The organism is Tenacibaculum sp. M341 (assembly GCF_004337695.1).
Lineage (GTDB): Bacteria > Bacteroidota > Bacteroidia > Flavobacteriales > Flavobacteriaceae > Polaribacter.
This window is the reverse complement of the sequence record NZ_SJXJ01000001.1, coordinates 228,386-247,045: the sequence shown is the minus strand read 5'-3', so window position 1 is coordinate 247,045 and position 18,660 is coordinate 228,386. Positions and strand designations below refer to the sequence as shown.

The window sequence follows — 18,660 nt, the reverse complement described above, 5'->3', positions numbered from 1 at the left end:
TATTTTAAAATTCTAAAATTAAATCCACTACTTTTGCAACATGCGAATAGATATTATTACTGTAGAGCCTGATTTATTAAGAAGTCCTTTTGAAAATTCAATGATGAAAAGAGCCATTGAAAAAGGATTAGCTGAAGTGCATTTTCATAATTTAAGAGAATATGGTCATGGCAATTACCGTCAAATAGATGACTATCAGTTTGGTGGCGGCGCAGGAATGGTGTTAATGATAGAGCCAATTGCTAGGTGTATTGAAAAGTTACAAGCAGAACGTACCTATGATGAAATCATATATACAACTCCTGATGCTCAAACATTAAATCAAGCTACAACAAATCATTTATCTTTAAAAGAAAACATCATTATCTTAACAGGTCATTACAAAGGTGTTGACCAAAGAGTTAGAGATAAATATATAACCAAAGAAATTTCTATTGGTGATTATGTATTAACGGGTGGCGAGTTAGCGGCAGCTGTAATATGTGATGCTGTTATAAGGTTAATTCCTGGTGTTTTAGGTGATGAAACTTCTGCTTTAACAGATTCCTTTCAAGACAACCTTTTGTCTCCTCCAGTATATACAAGACCTTCAGACTATGAAGGTATGAAAGTTCCTGAAATTTTACTTTCTGGAAACTTTCCTAAAATTGAAGAATGGAGAACTGAAAAAGCCTATGAGCGTACCAAACAAATCAGACCAGACTTACTAGATGAATAAGCTTTTACCTCTTATTAAAAAACACCCAGCAATTAGCATTGTTATAGGTTTTCAATTATTTCGTTTTTTATTGATTCCTTTTATGGGCTTAATGCCTCAAGATGCTTATTATCATTTTTATGGCGAAAATCTATCTTGGTCTTATTTTGATCATCCTGGTATGATTGGATACCTTTTACGTTCTTTTACATTCGTATTTGGTAAATCAGTTTTTGTTGTAAAACTTGCAGATTTTGTAATTACATCACTTACACTATTTAGTTTTTATAAATTAGGTAGTTACTTTCTGTCTACCGAAAAACTAAACAAAGCAATTGTATTAATAACTTCTACATTTTTCATATCAATATTGTCTTTTAACTCTACACCTGATGTTCCCTTATTATTATTTTGGACATTAAGTGTATTGTTTCTTTACAAAGCTATATTTGAAGAACGTAACATGTATTGGATTTATGCTGGTGTAGCCATGGGACTCGCTTTTAACAGTAAGTATACGGCATTATTACTTCAATTTGGCTTATTAGCCTTTGTTGTATTTTCAAAAAAATATAGAAAGTTAATTCGATCACCTTGGTTATGGACTAGTATTTTCATATCAATATTGGTTACCTTCCCTGTGTGGTATTGGAATTATCAACATGATTTTGCATCATTCTTATTTCAATCTTCTAATAGAACAAGTAGCATTTCAAAATTTAAGATTTCTCCTTCATTCTTTTTTGGAGCAATTGGTCATCAATTATTTTTATTGTTGCCTTTCTTATTTGTAATATTCATATTTTTTACTTTTAAATACTTAAAACGTTTTTTTACAACATTTAAGTTACCTAATAGCAAAACATTATTTTTATTAGCTTTCTTTATTCCTACTTTTTTAGGATTCTTTTCACTTACACCAATATATTGGGTAAAATTAAACTGGTTAATGCCTTCTTACATTACTGGAATTATATTAGGGAGTATTTTTATCAGTAAAAAATTCGTAAAATATCAAGTTATATTTTCTGTGGTTTTACACCTTCTTGTAAGTCTACAAATACTATTTTATTTGGTTCCAATTAAAAGTGATGATACTTGGGTAGGTTGGGAAGAATTAGCTAATGAAATGGATGTATTACAAGAAAAATATCCTAATACTTTTATTTTTTCCAATGATGGTTATAAAACATCTGCGGCTTTAAACTTTTTTATGGACGATAAGGTTTATGCTTCTAATATTATTGGATTACATGCGTTACATTTTGATTATTTAGGTGATAATTTAAATGATTTAAATGGTAAAAATGCTTTTTTTATAGATTCTGATAAACGTTTTAAAAACGATAACAAAAAAGAACAAATTATTCCAGAGATATCAAATTATTTTGAAGAATATATTGAATTAGATCCAATTATTATTTCAGAAAAAGGTAAAAAAATTCGTAAGTTTTGGGTGTATTATTGTAAAAACTACAAAGCCAAACCTTAAAAATATTATGATTCATAATTAAGAGAATCTAACTTTAAAAGCTTGAAATTTGATTTCAAGCTTTTTCTTTTTCATCCTTGAATAGTTTTACCATCATAGTATACCTATATTATTAAAAGAGCATTTTTACTTTTCTAATAGATATAAAAAAACATATTTAACCACTTTACCTGATCTAACAATAGGAATCTCCTCTACTCTATTTATAATACTGTATTCGTTTTTGTACATCTCGCTTGGATCGATATAATTTCTACTATCTGTTATAAATAAAGCTTTTGCTAATGACGATGATTGCTGTTTATTGATCCAATAATACTTATGAATTTCATTTAAGGCTCCTATACCATAGACATTCATATGATTTGGTCTTGCTATATAATAATCTATGTGAGCTGCAGGATACCAACGATTTGATATTATTGGAAAACTTTTCAATTCTCTTTCTTTAAAGATCAAACTTAATTTCTCAGATGCTTGTTTCCATCCGTACATATCCAACAAAACATCTTTTCTTCCTAAACTCTCCTTATCTATTGATGATTGTTCTGGTAAAAATAAACCCTCATTAATTACAAAAACTGTGATGAATAATAATGTATAAAAACTAACTCCACCTATCACTAATTTCTTTTGTATATTTTTTCTCTCAGCAATAAATAAAGCTATTAAAGGTAACATTGTTATGTAAGAAACCCCAGACCAATGTGGTAAAGTATCTCTAAACAACGACAAATAAATAGTTGTTAAAATCAATGGAACTGACACTGATAAAAATAAAAACAGTTGCTTTTTTTCTACCAGAAAACGTTTCTTAAAAACAGCAACCATACATAAAACAAACATGATTACTACATAAGGATTGTTATATAAAAACTGCCCTAGTGCTTCTCTTAAAAACGAATCTTTATTAAACTTAAAACTAAATAAAGACACTCTATCTCCATGAAACTTATAACTAATAAAATCGTTATCATAATTCCAATAGAAAATTAGAATCATAAAAAATAAAGGAAATAAAAATCCTACATAAAAAAATACGTTTTTCAACCATTTTCTATTACATAACAACACATATAAAAAGACTCCAAATAATAAAAAAACAGCCTGATATTTAGCATAAATAGCACATCCTGAAAATAAAAAGCCAATTATGAGTTTTAGTTTTGATACATCATTGGGATTATAAGGTAATACTTGTATAAAAAAATAAAAACCTAACAACCAACACAAAACCAAAGGCGAATCTGGTAAAATAAATGTTCCTGCTATCACAAAACCATAAATATGAATAGCATACAGTAAAACTGCTATAAAACCAGTTTTTTCATTTTTTAAATAATTAGCTACCAAAAAAACAACATACATACTAATACCTGAAGGTATGATTGCAGCTAATCGAATTGCTAATTCTGAATCGAAATATAAATTCAATGTAAAAAATTGAATAAAAAATCCAACCATTGGAGGATGATCAAAATGACTAATTGCTGGATATTTTGCATACAACCAATAATACACTTCATCGTTACCAAACTCTAAACTTGTGGCTAAAAAAAAGCGGAATAAAACGCTAACAACAATAACTATTATAGCGAAACCTTTGTAGCTATACTGCATTAATGAATTCTTCTTTTTTCAGGAAAAAATATTCCCATACTTACAAATGCGATTAAAACTCCTAAAAATGAACCTACAAAAATATCTATCCAAAAATGTTGAGAAAGATATACTCTTGAAACTCCAGCAACCACTGCTAAAAAAATCCATAAATATTGAGAAAAGCAATTTTTAAAATACAAACAAAGTGTAGCAAAAATAGCAAAAGCAGTCATTGTATGTCCTGAAGGAAATGAATTCCAAAGTGCCATTTTTACTCCTTCTACCAAATGCAATTGTTCTTCACCAAAAAGACCTAGAGGTCTTGGAATTCCTTTAAAAATTATCTTTTTAAAAAGATGAGTTACCAATAATGTTAACACTCCAGCAACCATAAAAACATAAGACATTTTTCGCTTTACAAAAAAGAAAACAACTGTTAACACGCCAAACATAACACCATCACCTAAAAAAGTAGTGTATTTAAAAAATATATCTAAAAAAGTGGTATGAAAAGTATTTAAGAATAAATGTAAATCCGCTTTATTAAAAAAGATTAACAAAAGAATAGACGCTATGAAAAATATAGCATAAGTAGCTACTATTTCTTCTCTTATGCCTTTTGCAAAATTGGCTAATGCATTTATATGATTTCTAAATGTAAAGTTGGTCTTTCTTTTTAACGGAAGTGTAATTGAGGTTTTCATATTTGAATATTTTTTCATCCAAATATATTTTCACAAGTTATATTAAACTGAAACTATCTATTAAATAAAAGACAATAAAAAAGAAGTGCTTAACGGTAAATCAACAATTTTTTAAAAAACATTCTTTCATTATTAAAGATGGCTTAATAAAAGTAAAAAGAGTAAAAAATCAATAAATATTAATTTTTTACTCTTCTATTTAATTAAGAATTTACCTTTACGGAAAAACTTATATACTTGATTTCACAGTATTATATTCAGAAATAATCTCTTCAACTACTTGTTTTGCTGGTTTTATTTCGTGAATTAATCCTGCAATTTGTCCTATTTCTAACTCTCCTTCCTCTAAATCCCCTTCAAACATTCCTCTTTTAGCTCTTGCTCTTCCTAGAAGAGTTTTTAAATCATCAATAGTCGGATTTTGTTGATACAACTCTTGAACATCTTTAAAAAACTTATTTCTAACCAAACGTACTGGTGCTAATTCTTTTAATGTTAAATAAGTATCACCGTCTTTAACATTTACAATAGTATCTTTAAAATTAGCATGCGCAGAAGACTCTTCTGTAGCTGCAAAACGACTACCAATTTGAACTGCATCAGCACCTAAAACCATTGCTGCAAGCATTCCTCTACCCGATCCTATTCCTCCAGCAGCAATCACAGGTATCTTTACCTGATCTTTAACCATTGGAATAAGCGTAAAAGTTGTGGTTTCCTCTCTTCCGTTATGTCCACCAGCTTCAAAACCTTCACAAACAACAGCATCTACACCAGCTGCTTCTGCTTTTAAAGCAAATTTTACAGAACTAACCACATGAACTACTGTAATACCTTTTTCCTTTAAAAAAGAAGTCCATGTTTTAGGGTTTCCTGCAGAAGTAAAAACAATTTTCACTCCTTCTTCAACGATGATATCCATTATTTGCTCAATATCTGGATACAACATTGGTACATTAACTCCGAATGGCTTATCTGTTGCTTTTTTACATTTTTGGATATGTTCTCTTAAAACATCTGGATACATTGATCCTGCTCCAATTAAACCTAATCCACCAGCATTAGAAACAGCTGAAGCTAATTTCCACCCAGAAACCCAAATCATTCCTCCTTGAACTATTGGATATTCTATATTAAAAAGTTCTGTGATTTTATTTGTCAAAATATGTTTTTAATTAGTTGATGATATAAATAAAAAAGATTAAAATTAAGAGGCAAGCTGTAAACAATAAAAATACTGGTAACTTAACCACTTTAAAAGAAAAACTAACTAGCTTCTCTAAACTTTCTGAGCCAAAATTAATGTTTTCTATATAAGAATCAATTGTATCTGTTCCTTCTTCTTCTGAAATATGACTTACTTCTACTTCTTTAAAATCTATTTTATCCGATATAAAAATTAATACTTTTCTAATTATTTTTCCGAAGAAACCACCAATTAAAGGTATTTTATCAGTGACAGCATGAGTTAAAATAGGTATGGTAACTATATGTAATATTCCTTTAAATAATAAAGAAAAAACATACCCTCTATTTTCACTGGTTATTTGGCTTTTAGTGTTTGATAAATCTTTAATCGCCAATTTCATAATCTCCAAAGAATAATTAGATATTTTTAAAATATCCATTTTCATTTTAAACAGTAATAGTATAATACCAGATAATATTCCTGTTAAAAAGAACAGTACTAAACCTACTACAGCATAGATGATATATTCTATATGAACTAGTTTTAATGAATAAAAACCAAAAAAATATAAGAATAAAGAAAATAAAACAGGACGAATAACCCAGCTTACAATGTACTGTGGTAATAAAAATAATTCTACAAAATTGGAGATAACTTTTTCATTTTTGTATTTTGAAATATCAATCCCCAATTCATCTTTTATCTTTCTATCTAAATCCTTTACATCTTCTTTATTCTTAATTTTCATTCAATTTACTCTTTAATCAACTTAACTATTTTATGCTGATTTCCTTTTGATGTTTTTACTAAATATAATCCACTGTTAAAAGAAGTTATATCAATTTCTTTAGCAGTTGCATTTTTAATGTTCAATAACTCTTTTCCTAAAACTGAATAAATAACAACATCTAAAGCCTCAGAAGAATCGGTATTGTTTAATTGTAATGTGAAAGTGTTTTTAACAGGATTCGGAAATACTTTAAATCCACCAAAATCTGCTACATCATTTACAGAAAGCGTCTCAGAATATGCTTTATCAAAATTAGGAATTCCATATCCATGTTGATCAGTTGGATTGGTATATCTATCTGCAGATTCTCTAATCTTCTGCATAATTTCCATATTTGTTAAATCAGGAAAAGCTTGCCAAAAACAAGCAATTACACCTGCCATTACTGGTGAAGAAAAAGAAGTTCCGTTAGAAGTTCTTGCATTTCCAGAAATATGATCTATCACATATACATTTTGTCCATGAGCTAACACATCTGGTTTTACTCTACCATCAGAAGTTGGACCAAAAGAACTAAAAGATGCAATTGTACCAGAAGCATTCACTGCTCCTATTGAAAATACACTAGGGGCATCAGATGGTGCTCCCATATATCTCCAAGCTGAACTTCCTGAATTACCTGCTGAGTTTACAATAATCATTCCTCTAGAAACTCCAATTTCAGCTCCTCTAGTTATAAAAGTAGTTTTACCATCCATATCATCATAAGTATAGCTGTAATTTGAATTATCAAACGTAGTATACCCTAAAGAACTGTTTATTACATCTACTCCTAAACTATCAGCTCTTTCTGCTGCTTCCACCCATAAACTTTCTTCTAAAGGCACTTCTCTTGCAGCATCTTCTGTTCTAAATAAATAAAAAGAAGCATCTGGAGCCGTACCAATAAAATCTCCGTCTAAATAAGCCCCAATATCAGATAAAACATTAGTACCATGATTGTGAGCTCCGTAAAAATTATCATTTCTATTTACAAAGTCATAACCTCCTAAAATCTGATTATTATCTCGTAATCTTTTAAAAGCTTCTAATGTGTTTACATTCGGAAAACCTGCATCAATAACAGCTATATGCATATTGTTTCCTGTAAATCCTTTTTGATGTAACGTTTCTCCTTTCAACATTTCTATTTGATTCTTAGCATTACCATAATTAAAAGTAGTTGCTGAATTCTCAAATTTATTTTGATGTTGATGCTTTTTACGTTGACTATTTTTAGTTACAGTGCCTCTTGCACTTAATGCTCTGTTGGCAAATTCTATTTTTTCTACAAAAGAAAAATTAGTTAATAAATTATCAATATCTGCCTTTGCTCCTTGAACATGAATTGCATTTAACCATCTAGATTTTGCTAAAGCGGTAATGCCTGATGCACTCTTTATTTGATTATAATATGTAACTTCTACTGGTACATCTTTTTCATCTAAGGCTATAGATTGTTTAGTTCTTCTATCTAAAGCTCGTTGCGTTAACATGGTTAACGGATTTGCCATAAACGTTGAGGCACTTGGTTTATCTTTTAAGAAAATCCAAGCATCTTCTTGTGCAAAAATTTGAATACTTAATAAAAATACAAGTAAAGTAATTGTTTTTTTCATTGAAGGTTGATTTAAGATTAAATCTTAAATATAAGCATTAAGAAATAACTCCTGAACCTAAAAGCTCCTCATTTTTATACCAAGCTACAAATTGTCCTTCTTGAATTGCTGATTGTGCATTTTCAAACTCTACATATAAACCGCTCTCTACTTTGTGTAACGTTGCTTGTTCTAATTTCTGACGATAACGAATTCTTCCCTCTACTTCCATCGTTTCCCCTGTTTGTAAAGCGATATCTTCTCTAACCCAATGTAATTCTTCATTAGATACAAATAACACATTTCTGTATAAACCTTTATGCGCTTTTCCTTCACCTGTATAAATTACATTTTCATTTACATCAGTTTCTATCACAAACAAAGGCTCTTTTGTTCCACCAACAGCCAATCCTTTTCGCTGGCCTTTCGTAAAATAATGCGCTCCTTGATGCTTACCTACTACTTTACCATCTGCAACAGCGTAACTATATTTTTTAGCTTTGTAGGCTAATTCGCTTTCTTTAGAGTCAAAACTTGGTAACATTTTGTTGTAATCCTCAAACGTACTTGGTATTTGAACTATTTCTCCTTCTTTAGGTTGTAACTTTTGTTGTAAAAAATCTGGTAAACGTACTTTACCTATAAAACACAATCCTTGCGAATCTTTTTTCTCTGCAGTAATTAAATCAGCTTCTTTAGCAAGTTCTCTTACTTCTGGTTTTGTTAATTCACCAATAGGAAACAATGCTTTTGCCAATTGTTCTTGCGATAATTGACATAAAAAATATGATTGATCTTTGTTATTGTCCTTACCAGCTAATAATTTATATACAGGTTTACCGTCAATAATTTCCTCTTCCTTTCTACAATAGTGTCCTGTAGCAACATAATCAGCACCTAAACTAAGAGCAATATCCATAAAAACATCAAACTTAATTTCTCTGTTACAAAGTACATCAGGATTAGGAGTTCTCCCCTTCTCATATTCATCAAACATATAATCTACAATACGTTCTTTGTATTGTTCACTTAAATCAACTGTTTGAAAAGGAATTCCAAGTTTATCAGCCACAATCATAGCATCATTACTATCTTCTAACCAAGGACATTCATCAGAAATTGTTACAGAATCGTCATGCCAATTCTTCATAAACAATCCTATTACCTCATACCCTTGCTCTTTTAATAAATATGCAGTTACACTACTGTCAACACCTCCTGAAAGACCTACAACAACTCGTTTCATATTCAATATAAATTAGTCTGCAAATTTACGAATACCTTTTCAAATAATTTGTATCGAATTTATATCTGTTTTAAAAGCTATATTTTTTATCTATCGCATACTTCACCAACTCATTTCCACTATTCAATTTTAGCTTACGAATCATGTTTTTTCGATGGGTATCAACCGTTGTTTTAGCTATAAATAAATTTTCAGCAATTTCTTTTGAAGTTTGACCATTTGCTATTAGTTGAAGAATTTCTTTTTCTCGGTTAGATAATACTACTTTTTCTGATGTTCCAATGGTTACTTTTTTATCAATATAATCGTTCATAAAGTTAAATGCCACATTGGGATCGAAGAATGTTTCGCCGTTAGCCACTGTTACAATTGCTTTAGAAAGCATTTTAATACCTGAATTTTTCAGTAAATATCCTGATGCTCCCACATCTAACATCTGTTTTATCGCCTCTGGTTGATCAAACATTGTTAATGCCAGTACTCTTATGTGAGGATATTTTGTTTTAATAGCTTTGGTGGCTTGTATACCATCCATTTTAGGCATTCGAATATCTGTAATTACTAATTTAGGCTGTTTTAATGATACTAACTTTACTAAATCTTCACCATTGTTTACAGTTCCTATAATATTGATATGTTCGTCATATTCAAAAAATGATTTTACTCCATCAATTAGCATTTGATGGTCTTCTGCCATTGCTATTGTAATCATATTGTCGTGTCTTTTACTCAAATATACAAATAGAATCTACTGAAAAGCTACTTATAGTTAGGTATTCATAATTGGAATATTAATAATAATTGAAGTTCCTTTTTCTAAGGTTGAATCTATTTGAAATGTTCCTTGTAAATGTTGTATTCTTTTTTGAATGGATGCTATTCCTATTCCGCTTTTAAATGTGGTGTTTTCAACATCAAATCCTTTCCCATCATCTTCTATTATGATGTTTAACGAATTATCAAACTGAGAAATATTAATCGTTGCTTCAGATGCATTTGCATGTTTAATTATGTTAGTAGTTAGTTCTTGAATAATCCTAAACACAGTAATTTCCATACTATTTTCTAGTCTATTATCCAATCCATAATCAACTACATAAATCTTTATTTGATTTGCTGCTGATATTTTTTCTGCCATAATTTTAATGGCTACTAACAATCCTTGATTGGCTATTACTCCAGCATTTTTTGCATGCGCAATACTTCGGACTTTTAAATAGGTTTCATCAATCAATTTTTCAGTTTTATTGTATAATTCCTCTTGATTGAAGTGTTTTTTCTCTCGGTTCAATTTTAAATTTTCAAAATGCAATTTTAAGGTTGCTAGTACGCTACCAATATTATCATGTAAATCCTCTGCAATTCTAATCCGTTCTTTTTCTTGTCCGTCTATCATTGCATTAATTGTATGAATCTCTTGTTCTTTTATTAAAGTAAGATTCTTTTGCTTTTCTAGCTCTTTTTGTTGCTCTGCTAGCAAACGCTTTTTTCTAGAGTTTTTTAGATTTAAATAAGCTATTGTTCCTCCTAGTATTAATAGGATTGACGTTCCGTAAAAGAGATTCCTATTTCTCTTTTTTTCTTGCTGTTCTATTAATATTTGTTTTTCTTTTTTTTCTGTTTGGTATTTAATACTCATATTTGAAATTTCATCAATATGTTTTTCTTGATTTAATGCCATATTCAGAAAAAAACTTTTATCCAAATAATAATGTGCGCTATCAATTTTATTTAAATCACGATAAACTCTAGATTTCCAAAAGGTATAATAAGTCATATTCCAATCTATCAACTTACCTTTTAAATTATTAATCTTTATTTTATTTAAAAGATTCATTGCAATATTAAATTTCTTCATTTTAAAATTTAATACAGCAAAACTAATTTCAGTGGAAATATTTTTTTCTATATATCTACCATTATCATATTCATCATAAAAATTAAGAGCTTTTCTATAATACGGTATTGCTTTGTTATACTCTTTTGTATATTGATAATGAATAGCAATATGCTTGTAAATATTCCCTTTATAAAAATTTGGTATTTTTTTATTAATCAATCTTTCATAATATATTACATCTGACTTGTTTTCAAACTCTTGACTACTATTCCTCCTAATAAAAAAGAACTTGTAGTAATCACTAATGTTCTTGTCAATTACATCATCACTTATTGATTCCAACTCTTCTAATGTTGATTTATATAAATCATCATAAGTTGTAAAATATCTTGCTTGATATTCCAAAATGGTCTTCAGAATCTCTTTCTTTAAAGGTGAATACCCTATGCTATTAATCTTCTTTAAGCTTAAATTCAATGACTTTATAGCTTCTGAATCAAAATTTCTCTTATAATAGAAATGAAACAAGCCATTATTTAAAAGCTTTAATGAGTTTAAAAATTCATCATCTTTTAAAACTAATTTATAATTTGTTTCTTCTTCTGATTTTTTTTGAACACCTAAATTAGAAGAAAAATAAATCAATGTGTTAATTTCTGTGATTAACTCTTTATTTAGGCTCTCTCTTTCAAGCTCCTCTAATTTTTCTTTGGCTTTCTCATAATTAATTGATTTTAAAAAATAAAAAACTGAATCCAAATCATTCAGCTTTTTATTTTGACCAATGATTACTTTACAAAATAAAATAATCATAAAAAAAAATATTCTTTTTATCACAGTAAAACTCTTATTACACTAGGATTACAACCAAGATCTACTATTATATTATTTACTTTTGGTATACCCTGATAATAACCTGTTCTTCTTGGATCAAATTTAATTCCTGATTTAAAGAAATAAAACTCCTTTATTTCATTTTCTTTTTCTAATAAAGTTCCTGCAAAATCTTTATTAAAACCAAAATTGCCAATACTTTCATTAATTAATTCAGGGTTTTCTTTGTAATCTTCATCTTTTGGATTATATGCTCGCCTAAGTTGATCTGAAGTTAACCCCGTTTCTTCCTTTACTTTAAATTTTGAATGAAAATCAAATTTTCTAACCAATAAATTAGAACCTTCTCTATAAAAACGATGTCCATCTATAAAAGGGCTATTAGCATTACCATCATCAAAAACTGATGAAGAACTACCATCCTCATATTGAATTTTAACCCCTTTTAAATCATCAAATTTTATATCAAGTACAATACAAGTATTGTTTTGAATCCCTTGTAAAGAATCAACTAAACTCTCTTTTGATTTTAAGTTTACATCATTTACTTTAACATTAAAATCCTCTATTGTTTTAGTTTTCATTATTATTTCCTTATCCAAAACAAAAGTTTCTCCACACAATGCTTTTAGATTAATAGACATTGTATAAACAAACTCTTTCATCAAAGGATGATACATCAACTCAAATGTAATTTCTTTACTTTTATCAAATCCTATTGTTACATCTCCATGATAATTTTGTATATACAAATCACAATGAGTAGGCACAAATATACCTTCTTTTTTTCCTCTTCTATTGTCTCTGAAATTTCCATAAATTAAAAAGAACGTTCCATATCTAACCCCTCCTCCTAAAGTTTGCCATTGGTTATTTTGTTCCGGTTTTCCTTTTTTAGATTTGTTTTGATTAGGATTAAGTGAAATTGTAGTTTGTAAATTTTCGTGCATAATGATTGATTTTATATTTTCATTTTGATTTCAAATTTAATAGGTAATAAAAAGGGGAATCATACCTACAAATAGGTATTTATTCCTCCCTAAATATAGGTATAAAAACGAGAAAACATAAGAAATCATCAATCAACACAATGATTACATCAATAAATAACAATAAAATAAAGATTTCCTTAAATAAAAAAGAATAAGAAGGACTCTAGTGAATAGTAAAAAGCGTCAATAGAATACCTAGCACAACTACCACAAACTTTTTAATATCAAACCTATGATTTTCTGAGCTTTCAAATAAGATAACAGTAGAAATGTGTAAGAAAATACCAATGGTAAGTGCTGTAATTTCGTGATGATTTTTAATAAACCAAGTAACGTTATTACCTAAATAATAACCTAACGGACTCATTAAACTAAATATAAATAAGAAAATAAAAGCATTTCTCTTAGAATATTTAGAAAGTATAAAAAATGAAGTAAGCACAATTGCTATGGGTACTTTATGTACAATAATTGCCCATAGCAATTTTTGATCTGTATCGTGAATAGGTAATCCTTCAGAAAAAGCGTGCAAACATAAACTAATAAACAATAACCAAGCAGATTTTCTAGAATCTGAGTGAATATGTACATGTCCATGCTCTGCCCCTTTTGAAAAAGACTCTAAAACTGACTGAATTAAAATTCCGACTAAAATTAGAATTCCAATAATATTATGTTGACCATGCTCATGTGCATGACTGTGCCCATGGTCGTTTGAATATACTTCAGGAAGTAAATGCAAAACTGTAACAGATAGCAAATAAGATCCACTAAATGCTAACAGTAATTGTGTATACATTTTATTTTTAGGTTTAGCTATCAATACAAATAAAGCTCCAACTAAAACCGATAAAATTAAAAGTATATAACTCATTATTTTGCTACAATTATTAAGCGATTAGAATTTTGTTCGTCAAACGGAGTTAAATTATAATCACCAAAAACCTCAACAATAGTCAAACCAGCTTCAGTAAAGTAACGTTGCATCTTATTAAAATCCAAAAACTTTACCTTTTCAGTATAATTATGTTGTCTGTCATCAGCAAAAAAAGAAATATGCTTTAAAATAAAACCATCTTTTATTTCTCTTTTAATGTGAAATTCAATTCCTTCAATTTCTTTAACTTCCTCTTTAACTAAATTTTGCTGTGTTTTTATCACATTTAAAAAGTCAACCACTAAAAAAGCATCCTCTTTTAAACCGCTTTTCATTCCCTTTAACACTGAAAGGTCTTCAGCATCATCTTCAAAATATCCAAAGCTTGTAAATAAATTAAAAACAGCGTCATACTTATTTTCAATAGACTTACGCATGTCCCAAACTTCAAAATGCAACTTATCATTTTCAAATTTTTTAGCATGTGCAATACTATTTTTACTTAAATCTCCACCAGTAACTGTATACCCTAAAGAATTTAAATAAATAGAATGTCTTCCTTTTCCGCAAGGTACATCTGCAATATGTGCTGTTGTATCAAGATTCAAAAACCTTGTAATATTTTTCATAAACAACTGAGCATCTGCATCGTTTCTGTGCTTATACAACACATGATAGTATGGTGTGTCAAACCAAGAAGTAAACCAATCTTTTGTTTCCATAAGTATTAAGGTCGCAAAAGTAGTGAAAACTTACATTTTGTGAATATTAAAAGATTATAAATTTTAAGATCAAATAATACACTTCTAAAAAATACTTTTAATACCTCAAAAACAATTTAAAAATTAGAATTTCTAGTATTAATTACGGTTATGAATTTATTGCTAGCAGTTATCACAATTATTTTCATTCACCATTATTTTACAGTTACTTTAAAGAAATCTAAATTCAAAATTATGTTAAACAACATCAACAAGCTAGGAACTGTTTTAAACAAAGAAGCTCAAAAAGATATTAATGGCGGATACGGATTATGTGCTGGAGGACCAATGTATGCATTTTGCCCACCAGATTCTGCTAATTCTCAAGATCCATGCACAATTTGTGTAAACTTATTTTAAAAACTATAGAGAGGTAAAGCAATAAGGGTATTAGAGAATTTGTGATGCATGAATTTCTTAAATATTAAAGTTAACTTTTTACACCAAACACTTCCTTAGCGCTTCTACCTCTTTTATCATTTGTTTAGCTACCTAAACGCATTCATAATCGCTTTTTTATAGAAAATAATTTGTAATATTGCTTGTATAACAGATTATTTTGACTGAGATAAAACCAAAAGAGAACTGGAAAAAGAGACTTCATGAAATTATTTATGAAGCTGATACCCCTGCCGGAAAACTATTTGACATTATTCTTTTAATTGCCATTTTGCTAAGTATTGGAATTGTAATGCTGGAAAGTGTTAACACTATTGGCGAAAAGTATAGTTTCGAATTAAATATAGCTGAATGGATAATTACTATTTTATTTACGATTGAATATGTAATCAGAATCATTTCTATTAACAAACCAACTAAATACATTTTTAGTTTCTACGGAGTTATTGATTTCTTATCTACAGTTCCTAAATACTTATCATTATTTTTTGTTGGTACGCACAGCTTAGTAGCGTTAAGAGCTCTTAGATTACTTAGAGTTTTCAGAATTTTAAAACTAGGTCGTTTTATAGGAGAATCTCAAAGTTTAGCAAAAGCTTTAAAAGCGAGTAAAGCAAAAATCTCTGTATTTCTATTTTTTGTACTCATCATTTCAATCATTTTAGGTACAGTTATGTACTTAATTGAAGGAGCTGATAACGGCTTTACAAGTATTCCAAGAAGTGTTTATTGGGCTATTGTTACACTTACCACTGTTGGTTATGGAGATATAGCTCCTCATACACCATTTGGTCAATTTATAGCGAGTGTTATCATGATTTTAGGGTATGCTATTATTGCCATTCCTACCGGAATTGTTTCTTCTGAAATGGTAAAACACTCAGATGTTGGACTAAATACACAGTCTTGTCCTAATTGTGCTGCTGAAGGACATAAAGATGACGCAGTTTTTTGTTATCATTGCGGTCATAATTTACACGATTAATATGAACACGCTTATTACTATTGTTGGACCTACTGCTATTGGTAAAACTGCGCTTAGCATTCAATTAGCAAAACAGTACAAATGCGATATTATTTCTTGCGATTCTAGACAGTTTTACAAAGAAATGTGTATTGGTACCGCTGTTCCAGATGAAGATGAACTAAATGCAGCTACACATCATTTTATTCAAAATAGAAGTGTTTTTGATGATTACAGTGTAGGTGATTTTGAAAAAGATGCTATTCAGAAACTAAATACATTATTCACTAAAAATACTACTCAAATTATGGTAGGTGGTAGTGGTTTATATGTAGATGCTGTTTTAAAAGGATTGGATTATTTTCCGAATGTTGATCCTAAAATTAGAGAAAATCTTAATCAACAATTAGAAAACGAAGGTATTGAAGTACTACAACAACAATTAAAAGAGCTCGATATTACTTCTTACAATACTGTTGCTATTGAAAATCCACACAGATTAATTAGAGCTTTAGAAATTTGTATTGGTACCGAAAAGCCTTATTCATCATTCATTAATAAAGAAAAAGCACCAAGAAATTTTAAATCGATTAAAATTGGTTTGAATGCCGATAGAGAAATAATTTATGAGCGTATAAATTTACGTGTAGATTTAATGATGAAAAACGGATTACTTGAAGAAGCCAAAGCATTACACGCTCACAAGCATTTAAATGCACTACAAACCGTTGGCTATCGTGAATTATTTGAGTATTTCGATGAGAATTGGACCTTAGATTTTGCGGTGTCAGAAATAAAAAAGAACACACGCCGATTTGCGAAAAGACAACTTACTTGGTTTAAAAAAGACAAAAACATTCTTTGGTTTGACTACAAAGACGATCTTCAAAACATTTTAAAAGCCATTCAAGAAAGTTAAAGGTTTGAGGTTTGAGGTTTGAGGTTTGAGGTTTGAGGTTTGAGGTTTGAGGTTTGAGGTTTGAGGTTTGAGGTTTGAGGTTTGAGGTTTGAGGTTTGAAAGTTAAAAAACAAAATGATATTAGCAATTCTAAATGAAAAGATTCCTTCATCGTACCTCCTCGGAAAGACGCATCTAATTTTATTCAGCAAAACTGAAAAAAGAATTGATAATTGATCACAGATAACTGATCACTGAAAAACATTGATAACTGATCACAGATAACTGATCACTGAAACAAAAAAGCTAAACTCAAATTAAAAATTACTTTTTAAAATGAATTTAGCCAAAATTTAAACTTACTTATATAAAAACACTTACCACCACCAAGAAGAAGCATTGATATCATCACTGCCCATAGCAGAAGATGCCGCTTCGTAGTTAGCTGTGTTTACCGATTGTTCTAAACTCGGATATCGTAACCTTACTGGTACCATATCACCATTAATATTTCCTGAACCAGCCTGAATAAAACTAGGCTTTCCTGTACGTTTCCAATCAAACCAAGACTCTACACCACTGTGATATAAAGCCAACCACTTTTGCTCATATAAACGATCCGTGGTATTATCATAAGGAGCCGTTACAGATAAAAAGTCAGTAGGCATGTTAACATTCCATTGTTCAAAAGAAGCAATTACTGCAGTATCATAATAACTCTTTGCAGATCTAGACGATACTAATCCTTTTTCAGTAGCCTCAGCTAAAATAAAATTTAACTCACTGTAGGTCATAAAAATACCTTCTACCATAGTAGCACTTTCATAAAAACTATTAGCTCTTCTACTAAAATCAGCAGGTCTACCAATATCACTTAACGATTGCCCTGGTATCACACCCAACGTTCTATCATTGGTTCCTTCTTTCGGACTTACCCATGCATCTAAACGAGGATCATTATTTGTAGCTAAAAGATCTACAAAATGCTTTGTAGGAATCAACAAATAATAATCATAAGCTCTACCTCCACCAGGTAATACAATAGGTGAAATATCTGGTAAAGAACCACTGTAAGCATAAGTGGCATTATCAGCATTCGACTCAAAAATCGGATACGTAGCAAAATCATTTACGATAGCAGTAACTTCACTACTTACATTTTTAACATCACTAATTCTTAATAACAATCGTAAGCGTAATGAGTTTGCAAACTTTTTCCATTGCATCATATTACCATTGTACAAATTATCACCGTTAATAGTACCAGATACATTAATTATTTGGTTCGCATTTTCTAACTTCTCAAAAATACTTGTGTAAATAGCCTCTTGCGAATCGTATACCGGAGTTATAATTCCTTCTTTAGTTCTATTTGCTTCCGACATTGGTACAGCACCATAAGCATCTGTAATTACACTGTATATGTACGACTCTAAAATTAACCCTACCGCTTTGTAATTAACATCACCATTCTCATCTGCAATCTTTTTAATATCCTGAATATTTTGAAGAATTGTATACATTGGCGACCAAAAACGATCATCTGCTTGCCATCTATAAATATCTAAATCATTAAATTCATATCTTGCTCCGTACTGAGAAATAATATCTCCAAAATTATAAGACTCGTTCACCATTAAGTTAGACAAATCAAAAAGTACGGTTGGTAATAATAAACTTTCGCTAGCTACTTCAGGGTTATTCGGATTGGTATTTATTTTTGTAAAATCTTCTGTACAAGCACTAAAAACTATAAGTGCAACTACTATGTATATAATTTTTTTCATGTTTGTGATTG

Annotated in this window: 17 protein-coding genes; 5 read left to right on the top strand and 12 right to left on the bottom strand. The window is 29.5% G+C overall.

Annotated elements, in window-relative coordinates; genetic code table 11:
• Positions 1 to 40: 40 nt before the first annotated feature.
• Both trmD and EYW44_RS01000 read left to right on the top strand, forming a co-directional pair.
• Positions 41 to 718 (top strand): tRNA (guanosine(37)-N1)-methyltransferase TrmD, encoded by a 678-nt coding sequence (gene trmD, locus EYW44_RS01005; protein ID WP_132721493.1) that lies wholly within the window; start codon positions 41 to 43, stop codon positions 716 to 718.
• Positions 711 to 2,189: a glycosyltransferase family 39 protein gene (locus EYW44_RS01000; protein WP_132721491.1), complete on the top strand. Its 1,479-nt coding sequence runs from the start codon at positions 711 to 713 to the stop codon at positions 2,187 to 2,189. Before trmD ends, EYW44_RS01000 begins: the two co-directional genes overlap by 8 nt.
• Before the next feature lie 126 nt (positions 2,190 to 2,315).
• Here EYW44_RS01000 and EYW44_RS00995 read toward each other — a convergent pair whose 3' ends face one another.
• From EYW44_RS00995 to EYW44_RS00945, 11 genes are all read right to left on the bottom strand, one after another.
• The gene (locus EYW44_RS00995) at positions 2,316 to 3,809 is read right to left on the bottom strand and encodes an ArnT family glycosyltransferase (RefSeq protein WP_132721489.1); all 1,494 of its coding nucleotides are present in this window, start codon (positions 3,807 to 3,809) and stop codon (positions 2,316 to 2,318) included.
• Entirely contained in the window at positions 3,809 to 4,495 is a 687-nt protein-coding gene (locus EYW44_RS00990; protein WP_165872129.1) for a phosphatase PAP2 family protein, read from the bottom strand. The genes EYW44_RS00995 and EYW44_RS00990 overlap by 1 nt, the downstream gene beginning before the upstream one ends.
• 229 nt (positions 4,496 to 4,724) lie before the next feature.
• Positions 4,725 to 5,657 (bottom strand): NAD(P)H-dependent flavin oxidoreductase, encoded by a 933-nt coding sequence (locus EYW44_RS00985; RefSeq protein ID WP_132721485.1) that lies wholly within the window; start codon positions 5,655 to 5,657, stop codon positions 4,725 to 4,727.
• Between the two features lie 13 nt (positions 5,658 to 5,670).
• Positions 5,671 to 6,432 carry a hypothetical protein gene (locus EYW44_RS00980; RefSeq protein ID WP_132721483.1) on the bottom strand — a complete coding sequence of 254 codons (762 nt, stop codon included), beginning with the start codon at positions 6,430 to 6,432 and terminating at the stop codon, positions 5,671 to 5,673.
• A gap of 5 nt (positions 6,433 to 6,437) precedes the next feature.
• The gene (locus tag EYW44_RS00975; RefSeq protein ID WP_132721481.1) at positions 6,438 to 8,072 is read right to left on the bottom strand and encodes a S8 family serine peptidase; all 1,635 of its coding nucleotides are present in this window, start codon (positions 8,070 to 8,072) and stop codon (positions 6,438 to 6,440) included.
• Positions 8,073 to 8,109: 37 nt separating this feature from the next.
• Complete coding sequence (mnmA, locus tag EYW44_RS00970) at positions 8,110 to 9,297, bottom strand: tRNA 2-thiouridine(34) synthase MnmA (RefSeq protein ID WP_132721479.1); 1,188 nt, start codon at positions 9,295 to 9,297, stop codon at positions 8,110 to 8,112.
• A gap of 70 nt (positions 9,298 to 9,367) precedes the next feature.
• Positions 9,368 to 10,009 (bottom strand): response regulator, encoded by a 642-nt coding sequence (locus tag EYW44_RS00965; RefSeq protein WP_165872128.1) that lies wholly within the window; start codon positions 10,007 to 10,009, stop codon positions 9,368 to 9,370.
• A 57-nt stretch (positions 10,010 to 10,066) separates the two neighbouring features.
• A complete protein-coding gene (locus EYW44_RS00960) occupies positions 10,067 to 11,950 on the bottom strand; it encodes a sensor histidine kinase (protein ID WP_132721477.1) in 1,884 nt (627 codons plus the stop codon).
• Between the two features lie 20 nt (positions 11,951 to 11,970).
• Complete coding sequence (locus EYW44_RS00955) at positions 11,971 to 12,921, bottom strand: hypothetical protein (protein ID WP_132721475.1); 951 nt, start codon at positions 12,919 to 12,921, stop codon at positions 11,971 to 11,973.
• Positions 12,922 to 13,126: 205 nt separating this feature from the next.
• Entirely contained in the window at positions 13,127 to 13,837 is a 711-nt protein-coding gene (locus tag EYW44_RS00950) for a ZIP family metal transporter (protein WP_132721473.1), read from the bottom strand.
• Positions 13,837 to 14,562 carry a class I SAM-dependent methyltransferase gene (locus EYW44_RS00945; RefSeq protein WP_132721471.1) on the bottom strand — a complete coding sequence of 242 codons (726 nt, stop codon included), beginning with the start codon at positions 14,560 to 14,562 and terminating at the stop codon, positions 13,837 to 13,839. Before EYW44_RS00945 ends, EYW44_RS00950 begins: the two co-directional genes overlap by 1 nt.
• A 234-nt stretch (positions 14,563 to 14,796) precedes the next feature.
• On the opposite strand from EYW44_RS00945, the gene EYW44_RS22050 reads away from it, so the two are divergent.
• The 3 genes from EYW44_RS22050 (at position 14,797) to miaA (ending at position 16,883) form a co-directional block, all read left to right on the top strand.
• The gene (locus EYW44_RS22050) at positions 14,797 to 14,961 is read left to right on the top strand and encodes a hypothetical protein (RefSeq protein WP_165872127.1); all 165 of its coding nucleotides are present in this window, start codon (positions 14,797 to 14,799) and stop codon (positions 14,959 to 14,961) included.
• A 199-nt stretch (positions 14,962 to 15,160) separates the two neighbouring features.
• The gene (locus EYW44_RS00940; protein ID WP_373681040.1) at positions 15,161 to 15,985 is read left to right on the top strand and encodes an ion transporter; all 825 of its coding nucleotides are present in this window, start codon (positions 15,161 to 15,163) and stop codon (positions 15,983 to 15,985) included.
• 1 nt (position 15,986) lies between these two features.
• Positions 15,987 to 16,883 (top strand): tRNA (adenosine(37)-N6)-dimethylallyltransferase MiaA, encoded by an 897-nt coding sequence (gene miaA / locus EYW44_RS00935; RefSeq protein ID WP_132721467.1) that lies wholly within the window; start codon positions 15,987 to 15,989, stop codon positions 16,881 to 16,883.
• Positions 16,884 to 17,239: 356 nt separating this feature from the next.
• Here miaA and EYW44_RS00925 read toward each other — a convergent pair whose 3' ends face one another.
• Positions 17,240 to 18,649: a SusD/RagB family nutrient-binding outer membrane lipoprotein gene (locus EYW44_RS00925; protein WP_132721465.1), complete on the bottom strand. Its 1,410-nt coding sequence runs from the start codon at positions 18,647 to 18,649 to the stop codon at positions 17,240 to 17,242.
• Positions 18,650 to 18,660: the final 11 nt, after the last annotated feature.